The organism is Iodidimonas muriae (genome assembly GCF_014647255.1).
Classification (GTDB): Bacteria; Pseudomonadota; Alphaproteobacteria; order Sphingomonadales; family Rhodothalassiaceae; genus Iodidimonas; species Iodidimonas muriae.
The window spans coordinates 144034-164707 of record NZ_BMOV01000004.1 but is presented as its reverse complement, the minus strand read 5'-3'; the positions used below and the strand labels follow the sequence as shown (position 1 = coordinate 164707).

The 20674-nt window shown below is 55.2% G+C and carries 20 protein-coding genes; 12 read left to right on the top strand and 8 right to left on the bottom strand.

The window, feature by feature from the left end:
* Nucleotides 1–10: 10 nt before the first annotated feature.
* The 6 genes from IEX96_RS07510 to IEX96_RS07485 all read right to left on the bottom strand — a co-directional run bounded on the left by IEX96_RS07510 (nt 11) and on the right by IEX96_RS07485 (nt 5619).
* Nucleotides 11–1075, bottom strand: coding sequence for an NAD-dependent epimerase (locus tag IEX96_RS07510; RefSeq protein ID WP_150005268.1), 1065 nt, complete (start codon nt 1073–1075; stop codon nt 11–13).
* A gap of 30 nt (nt 1076–1105) precedes the next feature.
* A complete protein-coding gene (tviB, locus tag IEX96_RS07505; RefSeq protein ID WP_150005269.1) occupies nt 1106–2380 on the bottom strand; it encodes a Vi polysaccharide biosynthesis UDP-N-acetylglucosamine C-6 dehydrogenase TviB in 1275 nt (424 codons plus the stop codon).
* A 101-nt stretch (nt 2381–2481) separates the two neighbouring features.
* A complete protein-coding gene (locus IEX96_RS07500) occupies nt 2482–4224 on the bottom strand; it encodes a long-chain-fatty-acid--CoA ligase (protein ID WP_188873725.1) in 1743 nt (580 codons plus the stop codon).
* A 114-nt stretch (nt 4225–4338) separates the two neighbouring features.
* Nucleotides 4339–4680 (bottom strand): energy transducer TonB, encoded by a 342-nt coding sequence (locus IEX96_RS07495; protein WP_188873724.1) that lies wholly within the window; start codon nt 4678–4680, stop codon nt 4339–4341.
* 21 nt (nt 4681–4701) lie between these two features.
* Nucleotides 4702–5070 carry an antibiotic biosynthesis monooxygenase family protein gene (locus IEX96_RS07490; protein ID WP_150005272.1) on the bottom strand — a complete coding sequence of 123 codons (369 nt, stop codon included), beginning with the start codon at nt 5068–5070 and terminating at the stop codon, nt 4702–4704.
* Nucleotides 5071–5190: 120 nt separating this feature from the next.
* The gene (locus IEX96_RS07485) at nt 5191–5619 is read right to left on the bottom strand and encodes a hypothetical protein (protein WP_150005273.1); all 429 of its coding nucleotides are present in this window, start codon (nt 5617–5619) and stop codon (nt 5191–5193) included.
* 179 nt (nt 5620–5798) lie between these two features.
* Between IEX96_RS07485 and IEX96_RS07480 the strand changes: the two genes are divergently transcribed.
* From IEX96_RS07480 to IEX96_RS07470, 3 genes are all read left to right on the top strand, one after another.
* Complete coding sequence (locus tag IEX96_RS07480) at nt 5799–6470, top strand: TerB family tellurite resistance protein (RefSeq protein WP_150005274.1); 672 nt, start codon at nt 5799–5801, stop codon at nt 6468–6470.
* Between the two features lie 107 nt (nt 6471–6577).
* Nucleotides 6578–7342, top strand: coding sequence for an N-acetylmuramoyl-L-alanine amidase (locus tag IEX96_RS07475; protein WP_150005275.1), 765 nt, complete (start codon nt 6578–6580; stop codon nt 7340–7342).
* A gap of 37 nt (nt 7343–7379) precedes the next feature.
* Nucleotides 7380–8654 (top strand): hypothetical protein, encoded by a 1275-nt coding sequence (locus IEX96_RS07470; protein WP_188873723.1) that lies wholly within the window; start codon nt 7380–7382, stop codon nt 8652–8654.
* 25 nt (nt 8655–8679) lie between these two features.
* Here IEX96_RS07470 and IEX96_RS07465 read toward each other — a convergent pair whose 3' ends face one another.
* Nucleotides 8680–9285: a nitroreductase family protein gene (locus IEX96_RS07465; protein WP_150005277.1), complete on the bottom strand. Its 606-nt coding sequence runs from the start codon at nt 9283–9285 to the stop codon at nt 8680–8682.
* 100 nt (nt 9286–9385) lie between these two features.
* On the opposite strand from IEX96_RS07465, the gene IEX96_RS07460 reads away from it, so the two are divergent.
* The 9 genes from IEX96_RS07460 to htpG all read left to right on the top strand — a co-directional run bounded on the left by IEX96_RS07460 (nt 9386) and on the right by htpG (nt 19697).
* Entirely contained in the window at nt 9386–10675 is a 1290-nt protein-coding gene (locus tag IEX96_RS07460; RefSeq protein ID WP_188873722.1) for a PQQ-dependent sugar dehydrogenase, read from the top strand.
* The gene (locus IEX96_RS07455) at nt 10662–11057 is read left to right on the top strand and encodes a c-type cytochrome (protein ID WP_188873721.1); all 396 of its coding nucleotides are present in this window, start codon (nt 10662–10664) and stop codon (nt 11055–11057) included. Before IEX96_RS07460 ends, IEX96_RS07455 begins: the two co-directional genes overlap by 14 nt.
* A gap of 348 nt (nt 11058–11405) precedes the next feature.
* The gene (locus IEX96_RS07450) at nt 11406–12041 is read left to right on the top strand and encodes a head GIN domain-containing protein (protein WP_150005280.1); all 636 of its coding nucleotides are present in this window, start codon (nt 11406–11408) and stop codon (nt 12039–12041) included.
* Between the two features lie 115 nt (nt 12042–12156).
* On the top strand, nt 12157–12843 hold the full coding sequence (locus IEX96_RS07445) for a glutathione S-transferase family protein (protein ID WP_150005281.1): 687 nt from the start codon (nt 12157–12159) through the stop codon (nt 12841–12843).
* A gap of 123 nt (nt 12844–12966) precedes the next feature.
* Nucleotides 12967–13953: an ABC transporter ATP-binding protein gene (locus IEX96_RS07440; protein ID WP_229773603.1), complete on the top strand. Its 987-nt coding sequence runs from the start codon at nt 12967–12969 to the stop codon at nt 13951–13953.
* The gene (locus IEX96_RS07435) at nt 13950–14690 is read left to right on the top strand and encodes an ABC transporter permease subunit (RefSeq protein WP_150001599.1); all 741 of its coding nucleotides are present in this window, start codon (nt 13950–13952) and stop codon (nt 14688–14690) included. Before IEX96_RS07440 ends, IEX96_RS07435 begins: the two co-directional genes overlap by 4 nt.
* Nucleotide 14691: 1 nt before the next feature.
* Complete coding sequence (locus IEX96_RS07430) at nt 14692–16605, top strand: GldG family protein (RefSeq protein ID WP_188873720.1); 1914 nt, start codon at nt 14692–14694, stop codon at nt 16603–16605.
* Complete coding sequence (locus tag IEX96_RS07425) at nt 16602–17666, top strand: DUF4340 domain-containing protein (RefSeq protein ID WP_188873719.1); 1065 nt, start codon at nt 16602–16604, stop codon at nt 17664–17666. Before IEX96_RS07430 ends, IEX96_RS07425 begins: the two co-directional genes overlap by 4 nt.
* Before the next feature lie 111 nt (nt 17667–17777).
* Nucleotides 17778–19697 carry a molecular chaperone HtpG gene (gene htpG / locus IEX96_RS07420; RefSeq protein ID WP_188873718.1) on the top strand — a complete coding sequence of 640 codons (1920 nt, stop codon included), beginning with the start codon at nt 17778–17780 and terminating at the stop codon, nt 19695–19697.
* Nucleotides 19698–19869: 172 nt separating this feature from the next.
* Here htpG and IEX96_RS07415 read toward each other — a convergent pair whose 3' ends face one another.
* Entirely contained in the window at nt 19870–20664 is a 795-nt protein-coding gene (locus tag IEX96_RS07415; RefSeq protein WP_150005284.1) for a cytochrome c1, read from the bottom strand.
* Nucleotides 20665–20674 lie beyond the last annotated feature (10 nt).

Below are 20674 nucleotides of genomic sequence, written 5' to 3'. Positions count from 1 at the left end.
AACCGCTCACTCAAGCCCCATAATAGCTGCGATACCAATCGACAAAGCGCTTCACGCCCTCTTCCACCGGGGTGTCGGGGCGATAGCCGGTGATTGCCACAAGGCTGGAGACATCGGCATAGGTATCGGGCACATCGCCGGGCTGCAAAGGCAGCAGATTTTTCTGCGCCTCCTTGCCCAACGCCTCTTCCAGAAGGCCGATATAGCGCATCAGTTCCACCGGCCGTTCATTGCCGATATTGAACACCCGCCACGGCGCTTTAGAGCGATCGGAGGCGGGATTGTCGCTATCCCAATCCGGATCGGGCCGGGCCACATGATCCAATGAAGCCACCACGCCTTTGACGATATCGTCGATATAGGTGAAATCCCGTTTGTGATGGCCATAATTAAACACATCGATGGGCTGGTCTTCCAAAATCGCTTTGGTGAATTTAAACAGCGCCATATCGGGCCGCCCCCACGGGCCATAGACCGTGAAAAAGCGCAAGCCGGTGGTGGGCAAAGCAAATAAATGCGAATAGCTATGCGCCATCAGCTCATTGGCGCGTTTGGTCGCCCCATAAAAAGCGACAGGGTGGTCTGCCGGTTCCGAAACCGTGAAGGGGATATGGGTATTGGATCCATAAACCGAGCTGGTGGAGGCATAGACCAGATGCTCCACATTATGATGGCGGCACCCTTCCAGCACCGTCAGAAAACCGGTGATATTGCTATCCACATAGGCAAAGGGATCATCGATGGAATAGCGCACACCGGCTTGCGCCGCCAGATGCACCACCCGATCGAACGTTTCCTCCGCAAACAAGGCCGCCATGCCGTCCCGATCTGCCAGATCCAGCTTGTGGAAGGTAAAACGGCCCATCGGCTTTTCTGTGCGTATTTCGGGATAAATATCGTCATTCAACCGGCCATCGCAAAAAGCGGCGATCCTATCCAGCCGCTTTTGCTTCAATGTTGGGTCGTAATAATCATTCAGATTATCCAAGCCCACCACATCATCGCCACGCGCCAAAAGATAAAGCGACACATGACTGCCAATAAAGCCAGCGGCACCGGTTACCAGAATTTTCAAAAGCCTATTCCCTGCTCTTTCGCCAGACCGTTACAATCGGGCGTCCACCTGATCTCTGGGCAATACCGACTTGATATCATAAAGCACAGCACCGGGCCGACCCAAGGCCCGGATGGCATCTGCCCCCATGGTGATGAACTGATGATGGGCCACGGCCAGCACCACAGCATCATAATCATCGCCCAATTCGCTCAAGGGCGTAACGCCACATTCCCGTGTGGCTTCATCCCGATCGACCCAAGGGTCATAGACCGAAACCTGGGCACCATAGCTGGTCAGTTCGGTTACGATGTCCACAACCCGCGTATTGCGTAGATCGGGGCAATTTTCCTTGAAGGTCAGTCCCAGAACCAGCACTTTTGCGCCAGATACCGGCACCTTGCGGTGGATCATCTTCTTGATAATCTCGCCGGCGATATAGCGCCCCATGCCATCATTGATGCGACGGCCGGCCAAAATCACTTCCGGATGGTGGCGCACCTCTTCGGCTTTATAGGTGAGATAATAAGGGTCAACGCCGATGCAATGCCCCCCCACAAGACCGGGACGGAATGGCAAGAAATTCCATTTGGTGCCCGCGGCTTCCAACACTTCCAGCGTATCGATGCCCAGCTTGTTGAAAATCACCGCCAGTTCATTCACCAGTGCGATATTGAGATCCCGCTGGGTGTTCTCGATCACTTTGGCAGCTTCCGCCACGCGGATCGAACTGGCCCGATGGGTTCCCGCCTCGATGATCATTTTATAAAGCGCATCCACAAAGTCCGCCGCTTGCGGTGTGGAGCCCGATGTCACCTTCACGATCGAATGCAAGCGATGGTCCTTATCGCCGGGATTGATGCGCTCGGGGCTATAACCGCAGCAAAAGTCGTCTTTATATTTAAGACCGGACACCTGTTCCAATATCGGCACGCACACTTCTTCGGTGGCGCCGGGATAAACGGTGGATTCGTAAATCACCAAATCGCCCGGTTTCAGGATCTGGCCGATACTTTCGCTGGCCTTGATCAAAGGGGTCAGATCCGGACGAAGATGGGAATCGATCGGCGTGGGAACCGTAACGATAAACACCGTGCAGTCGCGGATATCATCCAGATCACTGGTGAAACGCAAAAGCGCAGCAGACGACAGCTCCTCTGCCGTTGCCTCCAAAGTAGCATCATGCCCGGCTTTCAGCTCCGCAACCCGATGCTTGTTGATATCATAGCCCACCGTTTCGACGCGGCGTCCAAAGGCCACAGCCAATGGCAATCCCACATATCCCAACCCGATGATGGCCAGTTTCACTTGTTCCGGCGACTGCATGCCTGTTCCAAATCCCGTTCCGCAAAGAAAATCCAAGTGCGGCGAACATTAGGTAGCTGAAAGAACGGGATCAAGCGCAATCGCCAAAAATCGCCCGATCTTCACTGCACCTTATCCGCACCAAAGTGCTGTCTTGCCTCTTCGCGTAGTGTACGACGCAACACCTTCCCCACCGGAGATTTGGGAAGCTCCTCAACCAACACATAATGGCGGGGGCGTTTGTAATTGGTCAAATAGTCTTCACAATGGCGGCGGATATCGTCTTCCCCAAATCCCGCCACACGCGGCACAACATAAGCCACCGGCGCTTCCCCCGTGCGGTCGTCCAGTATTCCCACCACGGCGGCTTCCAAAACAGCATCATGGCTTTGGATCACCTCTTCGATATCCGAAGGATAAACATTGAAGCCCGAAACGATCAGCATATCTTTCTTGCGATCAAGAATGGTCAAAAAACCATCCTCATCCAAACGCCCGATATCGCCGGTATAAAGCCAGCCATCGCGGATCGTCTCTTTGGTGGCATCGGGGCGGCCAAGATAGCCGCGCATCACCTGCGGGCCGCGCACCAGGATTTCCCCCGATTCCCCCAGCTCCAGAAGAGTGCCTGCATCATCGACGATACGAATATCCGTCCCCGGAATGGGCACCCCCACAGTGCCGGGCTTGGCGCTGCCATCAAGGGGAGAGGAAGAAACAATGCACGTGCCTTCGGTCAAGCCATAACCTTCATAGATCCGACAACCGGTAAGCTTTTCCCAACGCAGACGTGTGCTCTCGCTCAAAGGAGCCGCGCCGGAAAAACACCAGCGCAAGGACGCCGGCGGGTTTTCGGTAAACCATTCTTGCTTCAGCAATTCATTGAACAGCGTGTTGATCCCCGGCAACATGCTGATCTCGAACTGTTCAAACGCCGACCGTAAATTGCTTAAAGGACGCGGATTGGGGGCCAGCACCATATGGGTACCCGACCGCATGGCGTGCATTGCCCCAATGGCCAAGGCATAAACATGATAAAGCGGCAAGATCAGCAAGCTGGTTTCCTGCCCTTCGCTAAGGGCCCGCAAACGCGCTCCGTTGAATGTATCTTGCTGGGTGATATTGGCCAATAGATTGCGCTCGGTCAGCTCTGCCCCTTTGGACCGACCGGTGGTGCCACCGGTATATTGGAAGATGGCCACATCATCCAGCTTGCGGTCCGCCGTCAGCACCGCAGCATCACGCCCTGCCTGTTTCTTGTGGCCCCGCTTGATCGCCTCTGCCAAAGAAATAGACGGCACGGCCATAGGCGGAATACGTTTTTGCACATGGCGCAGCACCATCTGGATCATCAGGCGTTTGAATGTGGGGAATTGGTCCGCCACCGACAAACGGATCACATGGCGCACATCCGTATCTTTCAGGGATTGGGCCAGTTTATCGCCAAACAGATCAAGAATAAAAAGCGCTTTGGCTCCGGAATCCTTAAGCTGATAATTAGCTTCCGACACGGTATAAAGCGGATTGATACCGGTGAGGATCAATCCGGCGCGCATCACCGCAAAGGCGGCAACAGGATAGCCCAAAACATTGGGGGCCTGAATGGCCACCACATCGCCGGGCTGTAACCCCAGATCATCGCGTAAAAAAAACGCAAGGGCTGCAGACAAGGTTTCGATTTCGGAAAATCGCAGGCTTGCATGGGCGCCATTGGGCAGGCAGCAGCTATAAGCCAATTGGTCGCCATGTTCGGCACAGGCTCGTTCGATGAGCTCTGCCATGCTGCCGGCCAACAGGCGTTCGGGATGAAAAGGACCAGATGACTGATCGTAATAACGATGCCAGGGTTTTGCCGCTTCGGTCATGGTAAAGCACCCGTCCCATTGCTGCGCCATTCCCCGACAGACTAGCGTGTAATCAAAACAGAGGATACCGCCGCAAGCGTGAGTATCCCTCGCCCTTTATCTTATTGCGCCATCTTATTGCGCCAGTTCGAAATTCAGCACCGCTTCCGCTTCGGGGCTGCGCGTAGGACGCCCCATTTTCAAGGCAGGCTGATAGCGCCATTGGGACAAAGCGGCGATGGCGGCAAGCTCGAACACACCCTTGGGTGTCGCCTCGACAATCTGGATATCCACAGGGATACCCTCTTCATTGATGATATATTCCAAAACCACACGCCCTTCGATGCCCTGGTCACGGGCTTCTTGCGGATAATCGGGCTGAACACTGGTCACCAGAATGGCATCGCGGTTTTCAAAATGCGCACAGGCCGCAAGGCTCAAAATCGCGGTAAAAACCAGAAAAAAACGCTGCATCATGTCTCTCATTCCAAACCATCCTCACGCAGTATGTTCTGTATGGGGAACATCCTTAGCATAAGCCCGCGTCACTGTGGCAATACGCACATAATAAGCACGATACCAATGCTCTTGCCCATGCTTCTGTGCCACTTTATGGCGGGCATCGGCTTTCCATGCTTTGGCAGACAATTCATCCCGCCAATAGCTGACAGTGATCCCGAACCCGTCCCTGTCTCGCGCACTTTCCATGCCCAGATAGCCCGGCTGCTCGGCTGCCAAACGGTCCATATCCTCCGCCATCCGCCCATAGCCTTCCGCATCATCCTCCAGATGGCGCAGGCTGGTGAAAATAACCGCCACATAAGGCGGTACGGCTGTTGAAGCGAAATATCTATCAACCGGTTCCATAGCGGAGCCCTTCCGGTGTATTCATCGCCAAGCGATCCATAAAAAACGCCGCCGCACAAAATCGCGCGACAGCGTCTGTCATACAAGACCTTTATCCGCTTTGCGCGGCTGATGATCCGCTCAGGACGGCAAAGCTCCCGCGCGCAATTTGTTATCCAAAGAGATGCTATCGAAATCGCGCAGAGAAAATTGCAGCCACAAAGCCGCCAGCACCGGAATGGCCGCCCAGAACAGCAGATTGCCATCATAAAGAGCGAAATAAACCTTCCATGCGGAAAGCGTGCTGCCCGCATGCATCAAAAACACCAGAAAATAGCTGTAGGTTTTCATGAAGCCGACCAAAAAGGCCGCTAAAACCGCCAATTGCACCAAACCCAACACCCATGTCATTTCCACCGGCAGGCTGATGCCATAAAATTTGGTGAAAACACCCGCCGTGTGATCGGGGTTCACAAATTTATCCAGCGCCCAGATTCCCATAAAAAGTGTCACGGCAATACGCTGAATAAGCAAAGGCACCGCTGCCTTGTTCATAGTTGTGCTGCTCATCATTCATCCCTGTCTAAAATGGGCCAAAAAGGGATTATCGCGCCCGCCTTTACAAAAACAATGGACAAGCTATCACAAGCCCGTGTCCCGAAGCCGTGTTTCCGGTTGGCGCATCATTGCCAGCGCATTATTGGTGGAATTTTCTGGAATCCTAAGCCCTTGGCGAGTAGAGAGAACCTATGTCGATTTGGGAATCTGTCACCTCTGCAGCTTTTGGGTTGCTTCGCCGTATCGCGGGAAGCGAGCCCGACGACATGGCCACACGAAAAATCACCTTCACCATTGGCGTGATTGCCTTGTCTGCAAAAATGGCAAAAGCCGATGGGCAGGTGACCCAGGACGAGGTGGATGCCTTTCAGGCTATTTTCAAAGTTCCGGCCCATGAACTGAAAAATGTGGCGCGGGTTTATGATATGGCCAAGCGCGACACAGCCGGTTTCGAGGTTTATGCCCGGCAGGTCGCCGCCCTGTTCACCGACCGCGCCATTGTTTTGGAAGAACTGATCGACGCCTTGTTCTATATCGCCAAGGCCGATGGCAGCGTTCATCCTTCGGAACTGGATTTCCTTAAAAAGGTGGCCACCATATTTGGCTTTTCCGATGCCAAATTCGATTGTCTGGCGGCACGCCATATCGGCCCGGACCGGTCCAGCCCCTATGTGGTTCTGGGGATTGATCCCTCTATTTCCGACGAGGACCTAAAAGCAACCTATCGCCGCTTGATTAAAGAAAACCATCCCGACCATCTGATGGCTTTGGGCTTGCCCCGTGAATTTATTCAGGTGGCAACAGATCGGCTGGCCGCCATCACCGTGGCCTATGAACGGGTCCGCGCCCAGCGCACTCAATAACCGCCAAGCCTTGGCTGTGCCACGCCCTGCTTTTCCCGGATGTTGATCATCCCCTTGCGGACGCGTAGAAAAGAAACTCCTTAGTATCAAAAGAGGCCCAGGCAGATATGATGGCTTCAGTGCCGGGGATCATCCACCGCCCATCGCCCAATTTTGGTCCCCGTGCCGATAACCGCGCACCGGATATGCTGCTTTTGCACTATACCGGCATGCGCACAGCCCAAGAAGCATTGGCGCGGCTTTGCGATCCCGCAGCACAGGTTTCCGCCCATTATCTGATCGATGAAGACGGCAGCCTTTATAAGCTGGTGGAAGAGGACAAACGCGCGTGGCATGCGGGTGTTGCCCATTGGGAAGGGGACCCGGATATCAACAGCCGCTCCATCGGCATCGAGCTGGTCAATCCCGGCCATGAATTTGGCTATCGTCCCTTCCCAGAACCGCAAATCAAACGCCTGATCGCCTTGGCGCATGATCTTTTGGCACGCCACTCGATCGCCCCTTGGCATATTCTGGGACATTCCGATGTGGCCCCCGCGCGCAAAACCGATCCGGGCGAGCTTTTTCCATGGGCACGATTGGCCGAAGAAGGCATCGGCCTGTTTCCACATGTGGCAGACGAGGCAGCACAGAGCCTTTCCGACCCAATGGGGGCCCCCTGCCACGAAACAGTCACCGAACTGACATATCTTTTATCCAGCTTTGGCTATGGCTTGCCGCATAAAGACCCAAACAGCCCCGTCCTTGAAGATATTATCTGCGCTGCCCAGCGTCATTGGACGCCAAAAACCGTAACAGGGGTGGCAAATGCGCCGCTTCTTGCCATTTTAAGAACCTTATGTGCCATAAAGACCGCCGCACCATCCACATAACCAACACACGATAAACGACAGCCACGCAGGAGTTTCCATGATTTCATTTCGCCCGCTTCGTCCCGCCGCCATGAGCCTTGTGGCCGTCCTGACCATGGCTGCCGCCCCTTCGGGGATAGAGCTTCGGCAGGCTCCTGCGTCTTCCGGCTCCCTTATGGCGCAGGCTGAAATAGAACAGCAAAGCACCAGTGGCGATCTGGTTCGGCAATGCCTTCAAAATCCGAGCCAAAGCTGCGCCTTGGCCGCGGCCCTTACCATCACAGCCGAAGAAGAATTGCCCATCGCACGGGTGGATACGCTGATTGCCATCGCTGAAACCTTTGAACGTCTTGGCGATATGAAAAGGGCCAATGCCACCGTGGATCTGGCCAAACAAGCGGCGGAAGATATCGGTATTTCCATCGGTACCGAGCAAAAAATGGTGCGGATTGTCGGCCCCATGACCGGCGTAGGGCGCACGGAAGAAGCCATTGAGGCCGCCCATGCGCTGAAAGACCGCTTTTTAAAAGCTGATGCCTTGGGCACCATTGCATTAACCCAGGCCCGCATGGGCGATATGGATGCCGCACAAGCCACATTGGATATGATCGTCGAACCATTGCTTGCCCTGCGCTATGCGGTCCGCATGGTGGAAAATCTGGCGGAAAACGGCGTTGATGCCAATGCCATTCCGGTTGGGCCATTAACCGCACGTATTCAAGGCATTGATAATGTCCTTTTAAAAGCCCTTGGCGAAATGCGCCTTGCGGTTATCCAAGCCAAACGCGGCGAAACCGAAGAGGCGATAAAGCTGCGGGACCAAGCGGCTCTTGCACTGGAAACCCTTAGCCTTAACCATGAGCGGGCGCGAATCTATGCCGGATTGGCACTTGCGGCCCATATGCTGGGCGACATGGAAATGTATGAAGATTATGCCAATCGGGCGGCCAATCTGGCCGGCGGCGTGCGTTCGGATTATGATCGCGCCCTTGCCATTGGCGATGCCGTGGCCGCGCTAAGCGTGGGCGGTCATGTGGATCGGGCCATAGACCTTGCCTCCCGCGTGACAGACCTTCGGGCGCAAAGCCGCCTGATCGATCAGCTTTCCCGCCGCTCTTCTGCCCATGCCGCCGTCGCCCCATTGGCCGAACATATTCTGAAAGCCGTGGCCGACCATGATGAACGGTTTGAACGGGACCGGGCGCGGCTGGCGGTGGCACAGGCTTTGGCACGGATTGAATCCATCCAAAGCGCCGCTCAGGTGATTGCCGATATCGAAACAGACGACGATCAGGCGCAAGCCCTGGCTGTTCTGGCGCGCGTTTTGAAATAACAAAGTGAGCTGAAATAGCGATCAATCAATCGTCCAGATCGGCCCGTGCGCGATAATATTGCACAAGGCTGTCGGGGTCTGGACGGGGGCGCTCCGGTGGTTGATCGCCAGCCGACCCGAAAAACAAAAAGCCGGCGATATTATCCGCGTCCCCAAGCCCCAGATGCGCTTTCAAGCGCGGGCTGTAAGCCGGCCAATCGGTAAGCCATTGCCCCACATAGCCCAGCATATGGGCGGCAATCAGCATAGACATGGCGCTGGCCCCCGCAGACAAATGCTGTTCCCAATCGGGGATTGGTTTCTCCCGTGATGGGCAAGACGCCAGAATAACCAGCCTTGGGGCTTGCACCGCAAATCTTTGCATTTTCGCTGATTGCGCGTCCGACAAGGTTTGACTTTCCTTGCAAAACGCATCCGAGATGATGTCGGCCAGCGCCTCGCGCGCGGTGCCGCTATAAACGAAAAACCGCCATGGAGAGAGCTTGCCATGATCGGGCACCCGCATCCCTGCCTTCAAGATCACCGCCATCTCTTCATCCGAAGGCCCCGGCTCTACCATGTCCCGGGTTTTCACCGACCGTCTGCTTAAAAGAACATCAATGGCATCGGGACGGGCAATATTGAGGCGCATAGGTTATCCTTCGATCTCTTTTGCTGTTTTTGAAAACTGGCGCTTGAGGATGAAACTCATTAAATAGCGTCTAATCCGTCTGTTTAAAGGAGAATTCGAGATGACGCGCCATGCCCTCCTCGCCTTTTGTGCCTTAAGCCTTCTTGGCCCTGTCAGTGCTTCGGCGCAATCACGGGATTGGTCCGCCGCCAGCGGAGAACAGGATGCCACCCTTGGCATTCGCGTTCCCAAGGGCTTCAAAGCGACAGTTTTCGCCGATGATATGGGGAGAGTGCGCCATCTTGCTGTGCGCGAAGATGGCACGGTTTACGCGTCTCTTTACAGCAAAAACAAAGATGGCTGGCTGATCGCCTTGACAGACGGCGATGGCGATGGCTCAGCCGATGAAATTAAGGAATTCGGTTCATTCGGCGGTACCGGCCTCGCCCTTTATAAGGACTGGCTGTATTTCAGCTCCGATACGACCATTGGACGCTATAAGCTAGGTGAAGCGGCCGTTCCCACAGGCGACGCAGAAATTGTCGTTTCAGGCTTTCCCAGCCAAAACCAGCATGCCACCAAGCCCATGACCTTCGATGATCAGGGCCATATGTATGTCACGGTGGGGGCACCGTCCAATGCCTGCCAGGAACGCGCCCGCACACCGGGCAGCCCCGGTCTTTCCCCCTGCCCGCAGCTTGAGCTTCAAGCCGGTATCTGGCGCTTTGACGCCAATAAGACAGGCCAAAAACACGGGGAAGATGGAGAGCGCTATGCCACCGGCATCCGCAATGGCCTGGCTATGGATTGGAACCATTCCGCAAATGCGCTTTATTTCATCGGCCATGGCCGCGATCAGTTGCAGCAGCTTTTCCCGCAATATTACACGGCAAAACAAAGTGCCGAATTGCCCGCGGAAGAATTCCACCGCGCCCAGAAAGACGGCAATTATGGCTGGCCCTATAGCTATTGGGATCATCAGCGCGGCGAACGGATGAAAGGGCCGGAATATGGCGGCGATGGAAAGACCCCTGCGGAAAATCCCGACTTCATCGCTCCTTTGACCGCCTTCCCCGGCCATTGGGCCCCCAATGATCTGACCTTCTATACGGGCGACGCTTTCCCCGACTATTTCAGGAAGGGCGCCTTCATCGCCTTTCATGGCAGCTGGAATCGTGCGCCCTTGCCGCAACAGGGCTATAATGTGGCCTTCATTCCCATGAATGACGCAGGCGAGATCACCGGCGACTGGTCCATCTTCGCCGATAAATTCAAAGGGGAAGAGCCATTGGCAAGCCCGCGTGCGGCCACACATCGCCCCACCGGCCTTGCCGTCGGCCCCGATGGCGCACTTTATGTGGCCGATGATGCCGGTGGCCGCATCTGGAAGATCACCTATGACCACCGCTAAAGTTCTGATTACCCTCTTTCTTGCATCTGTGTTGGCGGGCCTTTTGCCCGCCAATGCCGAAACCGTCACCGGCAAGGCCGTTTATGAGCAACATTGTCTCAGTTGCCATCAAGCCGATGGCGGCGGTGTGCCGATGATGCAGCCGGAATTATGGGGCTCCCGCCGGATCAATGGCCCGGATACGGCGCTGATCGACTTTGTTCTGGGCGGCAGCGCCAGCCTGCCCGATGAAGAACGCGCCTATAGCAATGAAATGCCCGGATTCGATCATCTAAGCGATGCAGAACTGGCCGCCGTTTTAAGCTATATACGCAGCCGGTTCGAGAATGACGCCCCGGCCATTGCAGCAAGAGACATCGCCGCGCGAAGATCAGAGATGTGACAATAAGTATAAAAAACAATCAATTTACGACATTTTAGTACTGTTTTTGTGTTGACATCGCAAGATTGTCGCTTATTCTGATTATATTACATTCAAGGATGTAATTGCGGTCCCGATGCGAGCTGGCGCTTCGCGCTCCGGGCTTCCGCCTGGAGAATGATGTGCTAGAGCATTCCCCAAACTTTGCCCACCGTGTTCATCACGGTGGGCTTTTTCGTGGGTGAAACGGCCCGCACCCACACTTTTATAACAATGTGCCGCTCTCTTCACATCCTTATGGCGCTGTTGATTATAATGCCTGATTGATATATATCGATTCTACATAAAACATTTGCGAGGAGATGAGCCATGACCATACACACCAAATCGCTGAGCGCCCTTGGTTGTGCCCTTTTGCTATCCACCACAGCGCTTGCCGCCCCTGTTACCCAGACCCGCGATGTCCCGTCTTTCACCAAAATCGCCATCAATGGCAGCATTGATGCCGACGTCACCGTGGGGCCCAAGCAGTCGGTTGCCATCACTGCCGATGCCGATGATCAGGAGCGCATTAAAACCGATGTCAAAGGCGACACCCTTGTCATCCGCATGAAGGGCCGTTTCCATCATAGCGGCGATATGCAGGCCACCATTCAGGTGCCCAAGCTGGAAGGCATTGACATCAATGGCTCATCGGATGCCATCATCGCCGGAATCGATAGTGAAGAATTTGAAATCAACATCAATGGCTCCGGGGATGTTTCCGCACAGGGGCGCTGCGATGAAGCCGAATATGAAATCAATGGATCGGGCGATATTTCCGCATTCGACTTGGTGTGTGACGACGTTGATGTTGAAATCAGCGGGTCGGGCGATACCGATGTTCATGCTGCAAAAAGCATCCAGATATCCATCAGCGGTTCAGGAGACGTAACCGCCAAAGGCAGCCCGAAAGTAAAACATATGCGCAGTTCAGGGTCAGGCAGTTTCCAGATGAAAGACTAAGCCCCCTCTTGCTGCCTTAAACGAAGGGGCAGCCCAGAACTCCTCTTGCGCGGAGGTGACACTGCGGTCACACTCCGCGCTCGCTATTTTTCGAAAGAGTATGAGGAATCTCTATATGCGTTTGTTTGAATTGACCGGAAGTGATGCCGAGCTCAGCTTTTCTCCCTTTGTTTGGCGCACCCGTATGGCCCTTGCCCATAAAGGCATCACACCTGAGCGGGTTGCGACGCGCTTTCTGGATAAATCGGCTTTCGCACCTTCTGGCTCCAAAACCGTGCCGGTGATTGAAGATAATGGCGAATGGGTATCTCAAGCATGGGATATCGCCTGTTATCTGGAAAAAACCTATCCCGATGCGCCCTCTCTGTTCGGCGGACCCGTTGGCATGGGGCAGGCCTATTTCATAAACAACTGGGCCGATGCGACCATTCTGAGAGGGTTGTTCCCCATGCTGGCCGCCGATATTTGCGCCAGCCTTGATGAGGAAGACCAAGCCTATTTCCGCTCCACCCGCGAGCCACATCTGGGATGCAGCCTGGAAGAGGCAAAGGCCGGACGCGACAAGGCCGTGATTGCGCTCCGCAAAGCGCTGGACCCCATGCGCAGCACATTGCGCCATCAGCCTTTCTTGAGTGGCGAAACCCCAAGCTATGCGGACTATTCTGTCTTTGGCCCCTTTGTCTGGGCGCATTGCTGCACGGATTTTGCCATTTTGGAAGATGACGACATCATCACCCAATGGCGCGCCCGTATGTTCGATCTGTTCGACGGTCTTGCCCGCACGGCCAAAAGAGCCGTTTGACCCCCTTCACCTCAAGAACACAATGGCATAAATAACGGATGCGACCAAAACTGGCGCTGGTGCACAATCGGATCGGCGATTCGGTTGTGCGCAGCTTTTCGATCATAAGCAAGGGGTTGCACGATGCACATGGATTGCATGATCAAGGCCCATGAACTGACCAGACGCTTTGGATCATTCGTGGCGGTAGACGGCATTTCTCTCGCCGTTCAAAAGGGCGAAGTTCTGGGCTTTCTTGGGCCGAACGGGGCCGGAAAAACCACCACCATGAAAATCCTGACGGGATTTCTGCCCGCCACATCGGGGATGGCGGAAATCTGCGGCCTGAATGTCACCGATCATCCGATCGCTGCACGCCAAAAACTGGGCTATCTGCCCGAAGGGGCGCCGCTTTATGATGATATGACCGCGGGCGGCTTTTTACAGTTCATTGCCCAAGTGCGGGGATTGTCGGGGATGGCAGCAAAAGAGGCCATTCAAAAGGCCGCACAATCGGTGCATTTGCTGCCGGTGCTTCATCAACCCATTGAAACCCTGTCCAAGGGCTATCGCCGCCGTGTTGGTTTGGCACAGGCGATCTTGCATGATCCCGATGTCCTGATTCTGGACGAGCCCACTGACGGGCTGGACCCCAACCAAAAACATGAAGTCCGCCGCCTGATCGAGCAAATGGCCCCCAACAAGGCCATCCTGATTTCCACCCATGTGCTGGAAGAAGTGGAAGCCCTGTGCTCCCGCCTTATTATCATTGATCGGGGCCGGATCGTTGCCGATGGCACCCCGGCGGATCTCAAGGCACGGTCGCGCTATCATGGGGCCGTGACTTTGGAAGTGTCCACCGATCAGGCCGAAGCGGCCCGCTCTACCCTTGCGGAGATGGAAGGTTTGGCCAATCTTGAGCAGCATGAAAGTGGCGGGCTGACGCGCTTCACCCTTTTCCCGCAAGCGAAGGCGGATCTTCTTGATCCTGCCCGCATGCTATTGGGCGGGCACGGCATCACCATTCGCCAAATTGCACTGGAAGCGGGACGGATCGACGATGCCTTCCGCGCACTGACCCATTCTGATGCGGCCACCGATGCAGACAGGGCCGAGGAGACAATCGCATGAGCGCCGCCCTGACCAGCGTGTTCAAACGCGAATTCACCAGCTATTTTTCCACACCCGTCGCCATCGTGTTCATCGTTATCTATCTGATGCTATCGGGCGTCTTTACATTTTATGTGGGCGGGTTCTACGAACGCGGGCAAGCGGATCTCAGTGCCTTTTTCACCTATCAACCTTGGCTGTTTTTGTTTCTTATCCCCGCCATTTCCATGCGGCTTTGGGCTGAAGAACGCAAATCCGGCACCATAGAATTGCTGCTCACCCTGCCCGTTGGCACCTGGTCTGCGGTTTTGGGGAAATTTCTGGCGGCCTGGGCCTTGGCTGCTTTGGCACTTATGCTCACCTTTCCCATCTGGATCACCGTCAATTATCTGGGCGACCCCGATAACGGGGTGATTTTGGCAAGCTATCTGGCCGCCCTTTTGATGGCAGGGGGATATCTGGCCATCGGGGCTGCCATGTCCGCCGCCACACGCAATCAGGTGATCGCCTTCGTGCTGGCCATTGCCCTGTGCTTTTTGTTCACCGTAAGCGGCCTGCCCATCGTTTTGGCCTTTTTTGAAGGCTGGGCACCGGATTGGCTGGCCACATTGGTGGCGGATTTTTCCTTCCTCACGCATTTTTCCACCCTTTCCAAAGGCGTTCTGGAAGCGGCAGATATTCTTTATTTCCTGAGCCTGATCGGGCTTTGGCTTTTTTTGGGTTATCTGATTATCGAACTGAAACGGGAGGATAACTGACATGACCTCACGCCGTTTAAGTTATGTCATCGCAGCACTTTTGGCGGTGATCCTTTTCGGGGCCATCACAGTGATTTTGCCCCGCGGCCTTGCGGGGGCGCGTCTCGATCTGACCCAGGACAAGCTCTTTTCCATTTCCTCCAGCACCAAACGGATGCTGGCGGATTTGGACGATCCCATCACCTTGACATATTTCTTTTCCCAATCGGTGGCCCGCGATTATCCGCAGATTTTCACCTATGGCCGCCGCATCCGCGATCTTCTGGCGGAATATGAAGCCCTGTCCGATGGAAAAATCCGCCTGAAGGTGATCGAGCCGGAGCCTTTTTCCGAAAGTGAAGACAGCGCCGTTGCTGCTGGCCTGCAAGGCGTTCCCACCAATAGTGGCGAACAAATCTATATGGGGCTGGTGGCCCGCGATCTCACCGACCGCATGGCCCTTGTGCCGTTTTTCAATCAGGATCGGGCGACATTTTTGGAATATGATCTGACCAAGCTGATCGCCTCGATCGCCCAACCCGACAAGCCCGCTTTGACACTGCTGACCAGCCTGCCCATGATTCCCGGACAATTTGGCGGTTTTGGTGCGCCGGCCCGCCCCGGTTGGGCCATCCATGAACAACTGACCCAACTTTTCGATCTTGGCACGCTGGATGCGGATTTTACGCACATTCCCCAACCCACCGATATTTTGCTGATCGTCCATCCGCCTGAATTAAGCCCCCGCCAGCTCTATGCCATCGATCAATTCGTGCTTGCTGGCGGTCGCGCCGTGATTTTTGTCGACCCCATGTCGGAAGCGGTGGCCAATGCCCGCCTGCCATCCGCCGCACCGGAAAGTTCGTCGCTTGATCCTTTGTTCGGCGCATGGGGCGTGGATTTGATCGACGATCGTGTTGTGGCCGATGTGGATTTGGCCCAACGGGTCAATATGGGCGATGGCGGCCCCCGTGCCATCAAGGATTTTGCCCTCTGGCTGGCGGCCCGTACGGAAAATATGGCGACCGACGATCCGGTAACGGCCAATCTGGAGCAGATCAATCTGGCCAGCTCTGGCGCACTTTTGCCCATCGAAGGCAGCTCCGTCCACTTTGAACCGCTGCTGCAATCCAGCGCAGTTTCGGCCTTGCTGGACAAAGGTGTCGCGCGCGGCATGCCCGATCCCGACCAAATCATGCGCATGATCGAACCGACCGGCGAACGCTATACCCTGATTGCACGCCTGAGCGGTGACAGCATCAGTGCCTTTCCTGATGGCCCGCCGCCACCGGAAGATAATGCCGACGCTGAACCGGATCGCCCGGCGGAAGACGAGCCGCCCCATTTGGACCGGTCCAATGGCCCCATCAATGTGATCGTGGGAGCCGATAGCGATCTGTTCGATGACCGTTTCTGGGTGCAAGTGCAGGATTTCTTCGGCGAACGCATCCATGTGCCGGTGGCGGACAATGCCAATCTTGTCATCAATGCCATTGACCAATTAAGCGGTTCCGATGCCCTGATCGCTTTGCGCGGACGCGGTGTGACCCAGCGTCCCTTTGACCGCGTGGAGGATATCCGGCGTGCCGCTGAAAGCCGCTTCCGGATGGAAGAAGAACGCTTGCAGGCTGAATTGGCACAAACCGAAGCGCGACTGGCAGATCTGCAAACTGCTCCTTTGGAAGGCGAATTGATGTTCTCGCCCGAACAGGATGTGGAAATTCAACGCTTCCGCGACCATATGCTGGAAATCCGCAAAGAATTGCGTACTGTCCAGCGCAATCTGATCGAAGACATCACGGCACTTGGCGCACGCCTTGCCCTTATCAATATCGCCCTCATGCCTGCCTTGTTGATTTTGGCAGCCCTTGGGCTTGCCATATGGCGGCGCAAGCGCAGCGAATGGGCCCGCCAATTGCAAAGGTCTGCACCATGACACAAAAACAAACGTCGATTCTTGGCTTCCTCACCTTATTTGCGGTTTTGGCCGCCCTGTGGCTTTTGTTTGGTGAAAGCCACGATCGCTCTTGGCAACAACAAACGCATTTGCTGCCCAAGCTGTCCACGCAGATAAACGATGTGGCAAAAATCGAAATAGCCGATGCTTTGAACAGCACCCATTTGGTGCAGGAAAATGGCAATTGGTCCATCGTGGAAAAAAGCGGCCACAGGGCCAACAGAACTCAATTATGGGCCATGCTGCGTGGACTGGCGGATGCACAAATCGCCTTGGTGAAAACCGACAATCCCGATCTTTACGAGCGAATCGGCCTTGGTGAAAGCGCCCTTCATCTGGTGTTGAAAGACAAAACGGATACGGTGATCGCCGCCCTTGATATTGGCAGGCGGTCATTTGAAAGCCGCAGCTTCATGACCTTTGTGCGACCCCTGGATGGGGCCCGCAGCTATCTGGTCAGCGATCTTCCTGAAATCCGCGCCGAGGCTTCCAACTGGCTAGACCCCAATCTTTTTTCCATCGAGCGCCGGCGCATTTCCCGCATCGACATCCAGCATAGCAATGGAGAGACGCTTTCCATCCGTCGCAGCGATCCGCGTTCCTTGTTTGCCATTCAGGATCTTGCAGCCGGCACCAAGGAAAAAGACAGCTTGCCCACCGATATGCTGGCCAATGCCTTCACCGAGATTTTGAGCGAAGATGTACGCCCAGCCGATGAACTCGATGAAACGGCATTGCTCTATACGGCACGCCTGCACAGTTTCGATGGCTTTGTGCTAACCCTGTCCCTTTATGACACCGGCGATGAAACCGGCGATGCGTGGGCTGTCGGCGAAGCCACCGCACATATTCCCGATGAAGAAGACCTGCCCGATGCCCGGACCGCATTGGATATGTCTCCCGAAACGGAAGCCGTGCGTTTTAACCAGCAGCATATGGGCTGGGCTTACCGCCTGCCTGCTTCCAAAGCCATTGCCTTGGGAAAAACGCTCGATGATCTGGTAGAGGACGCGCCACAAGATCCCGATGACGGGGCTTGACGGTCAACGATCACACACCACTTTCATGTCATTCAATCAATGGCTCCGGCCCGGCCATGATGGCCCATTGCCGAGGCACAGACGCCTTAAGACAAATCAAGAGGACCACGCATGACGCAAGCAGGAACGGCGACCCAGGAACGTCGCGGCTTTGAGGCGGAAGTTTCCCGCCTGTTGCACCTGATGGTGCACTCCGTTTATTCAGACCGGGAAATCTTTCTGCGCGAATTGGTGTCCAACGCATCGGACGCCTGCGACAAGCTGCGCTATGAAGCCATCACTGCCCCCGATCTTTTGAGCAATGGCACCGAACTCGCCATTGCCATCACAGCCGATCCCAAGGCCGGAACCCTGACCATTGCCGATACCGGCATCGGCATGGACCGCGAAGACCTGATTGCCAATCTGGGAACCATCGCCCGCTCTGGAACGGCAGCCTTTCTTGACCGCCTGTCCGGCGATAAATCCAAAGACCTTTCGCTGATCGGCCAGTTTGGTGTGGGCTTTTATTCCAGCTTCATGGTCGCTGATAAAGTGCGGGTCATCAGCCGCAAGGCAGGCACCGATCAGGCCTATCAATGGGAAAGCGATGGCGAAGGCAGCTACATCATTGACGAAGCCGAAAAGGCAGGCCACGGCACCGAAATTATCTTGCATCTGAAAGATGATGCGAAAGACTTTCTTGAGCGCCCGTGGCTGGAGCGCACCTTACGCAAATATTCCGACCATATTGCGGTGCCCATTTCCCTGAAAGTTTGCGGCACGGAAAAAGAGGGCGAAACGGATAAAGCGGAAACGGTCAATTCCGGATCGGCCCTTTGGACCCGTCCGAAATCCGAACTGAGCGATGATGATTATACGGAATTCTATCGCCATGTGGCCCACAGCCCCGAAGAACCGGCGCTGGTGATCCACACAAAAGCGGAAGGCGTAATTTCCTATAGCGCCCTTTTGTTCGTCCCCGGCCAACGGCCTCTGGACCTCTTTGATCCCTCGCGCAAGCCACGGGTGAAGCTCTATGTGAAGCGGGTATTCATCACCGACGACACGGAAGAGCTGTTGCCCGGTTATCTGCGTTTTCTCAAAGGGGTGGTGGATAGCGAAGATCTGGCCCTCAATATCAGCCGCGAAATGCTGCAAAACAATCCGGTGGTGGCCCGTATTCGCAAGGCCGTGACCAACAAGGTTTTGTCCGAAATAGAAAAGCGGGCCAACAAAGACAAAGACGCTTACGAGAAAATCTGGGAAGCCTTTGGCCCGGTTTTGAAAGAGGGTCTTTATGAAGATGCCGGACGCCGCGACACATTACTGAAGCTCAGCCGCTTCAAATCCACCCATGGCGATGCCTGGGTATCTTTGGCCGATTATATCGGGCGCATGAAAGACAACCAGAAAGCCATTTATTATGTCACGGGTACGGATGCGGAAGCTGTCAAGCGCTCTCCACAACTGGAAGGCTTCCGGGCCCGCGATGTGGAAGTGCTGCTGCTGTCCGATCCGGTGGATGATTTCTGGCTTTCCGCTATTTCCGAATTTGATGGCAAGCCCTTCAAATCGGTCACGCGCGGCGGGTCCGATCTCAAAGACCTGAGCAACGGCGAGAACAACACATCCGACGAGGCCAAGTCCGCCGAAGACGACACAGAGGACATGGTGGCCCTGAGCGCCCTTTTGAAGGGCATTTTGGGGGATCAGGTGGCCGATGTACGGGCTTCCGACAGATTGACAGAAACCGCCGCCTGCCTCGTCGCCGACGACAATGGTCTGGATATGCATCTGGAGCGTATTTTGCGCCAACATAACCAGATGGGCGGGGAAGCGCCGAAAGTGCTGGAAATCAACCCCAAGCATCCCCTGATCAAGGCAATGGACAGCCGGAAAGAAGGGGACAATCCCATGGACAGCCTGCGCGATCCGGCATTCCTTCTTCTGGACCAGGCCCGGATTCTGGAAGGCGAAACGCCCACCGACCCCGCCGCCTTTGCCAAAAGACTGGCGCGGTTGATGGAAAAAGGCCTGCCCGCCGTTTGAGTAGAGCGTGAAGAAACCCATTATGGGGGAGCGGATTGAAAGGCTCCCCCTCAATTTCTTTGACCCGCGAAAACAATCCAAATCGTCGTCAGTACCGCCGACAGATGCCATAAAAAAGCCCGCGATCCTTATGGAACGCGGGCTTTTCGCATATCAGAACCAATCAGAACGATCAGTCTTTATCCACCAAAGGTGAGTGACCATTCTTGACGGGACGCCAGACCCGTTTGTTGGTGAGATAAAGCAGCACCACAAACACCGCCATGAACAACATGAAGGACAATCCCATGGATTTACGATGTTCCATGCTGGGTTCTGCAAGCCATGCCAAAAACACGGTTACATCACGGGCCATCTGGTCAACCGTTGCCGGCGTGCCATCGGCATATTCCACCTGATCATCAAAAATCGGCTGCGGCATAGCGATTTTATGCCCCGCCATATAGGCATTCCAATATTGGCCGGGACGCAATTCCTCACCAGCAGGGGCTTCTTCATAGCCCGTCAGCAAGGAATAGATATAGGCTCCGCCACCTTCCCGCGCCTTAACAATCACCGACAGATCCGGAGGATAGGCACCGCCATTGGATGCACGCGCCGCATTTTCATTAGGAAATGGCGCGGGCACATAGTCGGACAATTTGCCCGGACGCTGGAACATATCGCCAAATTCATCGGGACCATCGGTAATCTGATATTCCGCAGCAATAGCCTTGGCCATTTCCTCGGAATATCCGATGCCTTCCAATGTGCGGAACGCCAAATATTTGGCGCTGTGGCAAGACGAGCAGACTTCGCGGAAAACCTGGAACCCACGTTGGGCAGCGGCCCGATCGAAGGTCCCGAACGGACCTTCATAACTGAAGTCTACAGTTTTCAGTTCGGTGTCCCCTCCTGCGGCCAGGGCAGAGCCTGAAACCATCAGAGCAGAGGCAAGACCGAGGATCAGCGTGTTCATAATGCGCATATTTTCTCTC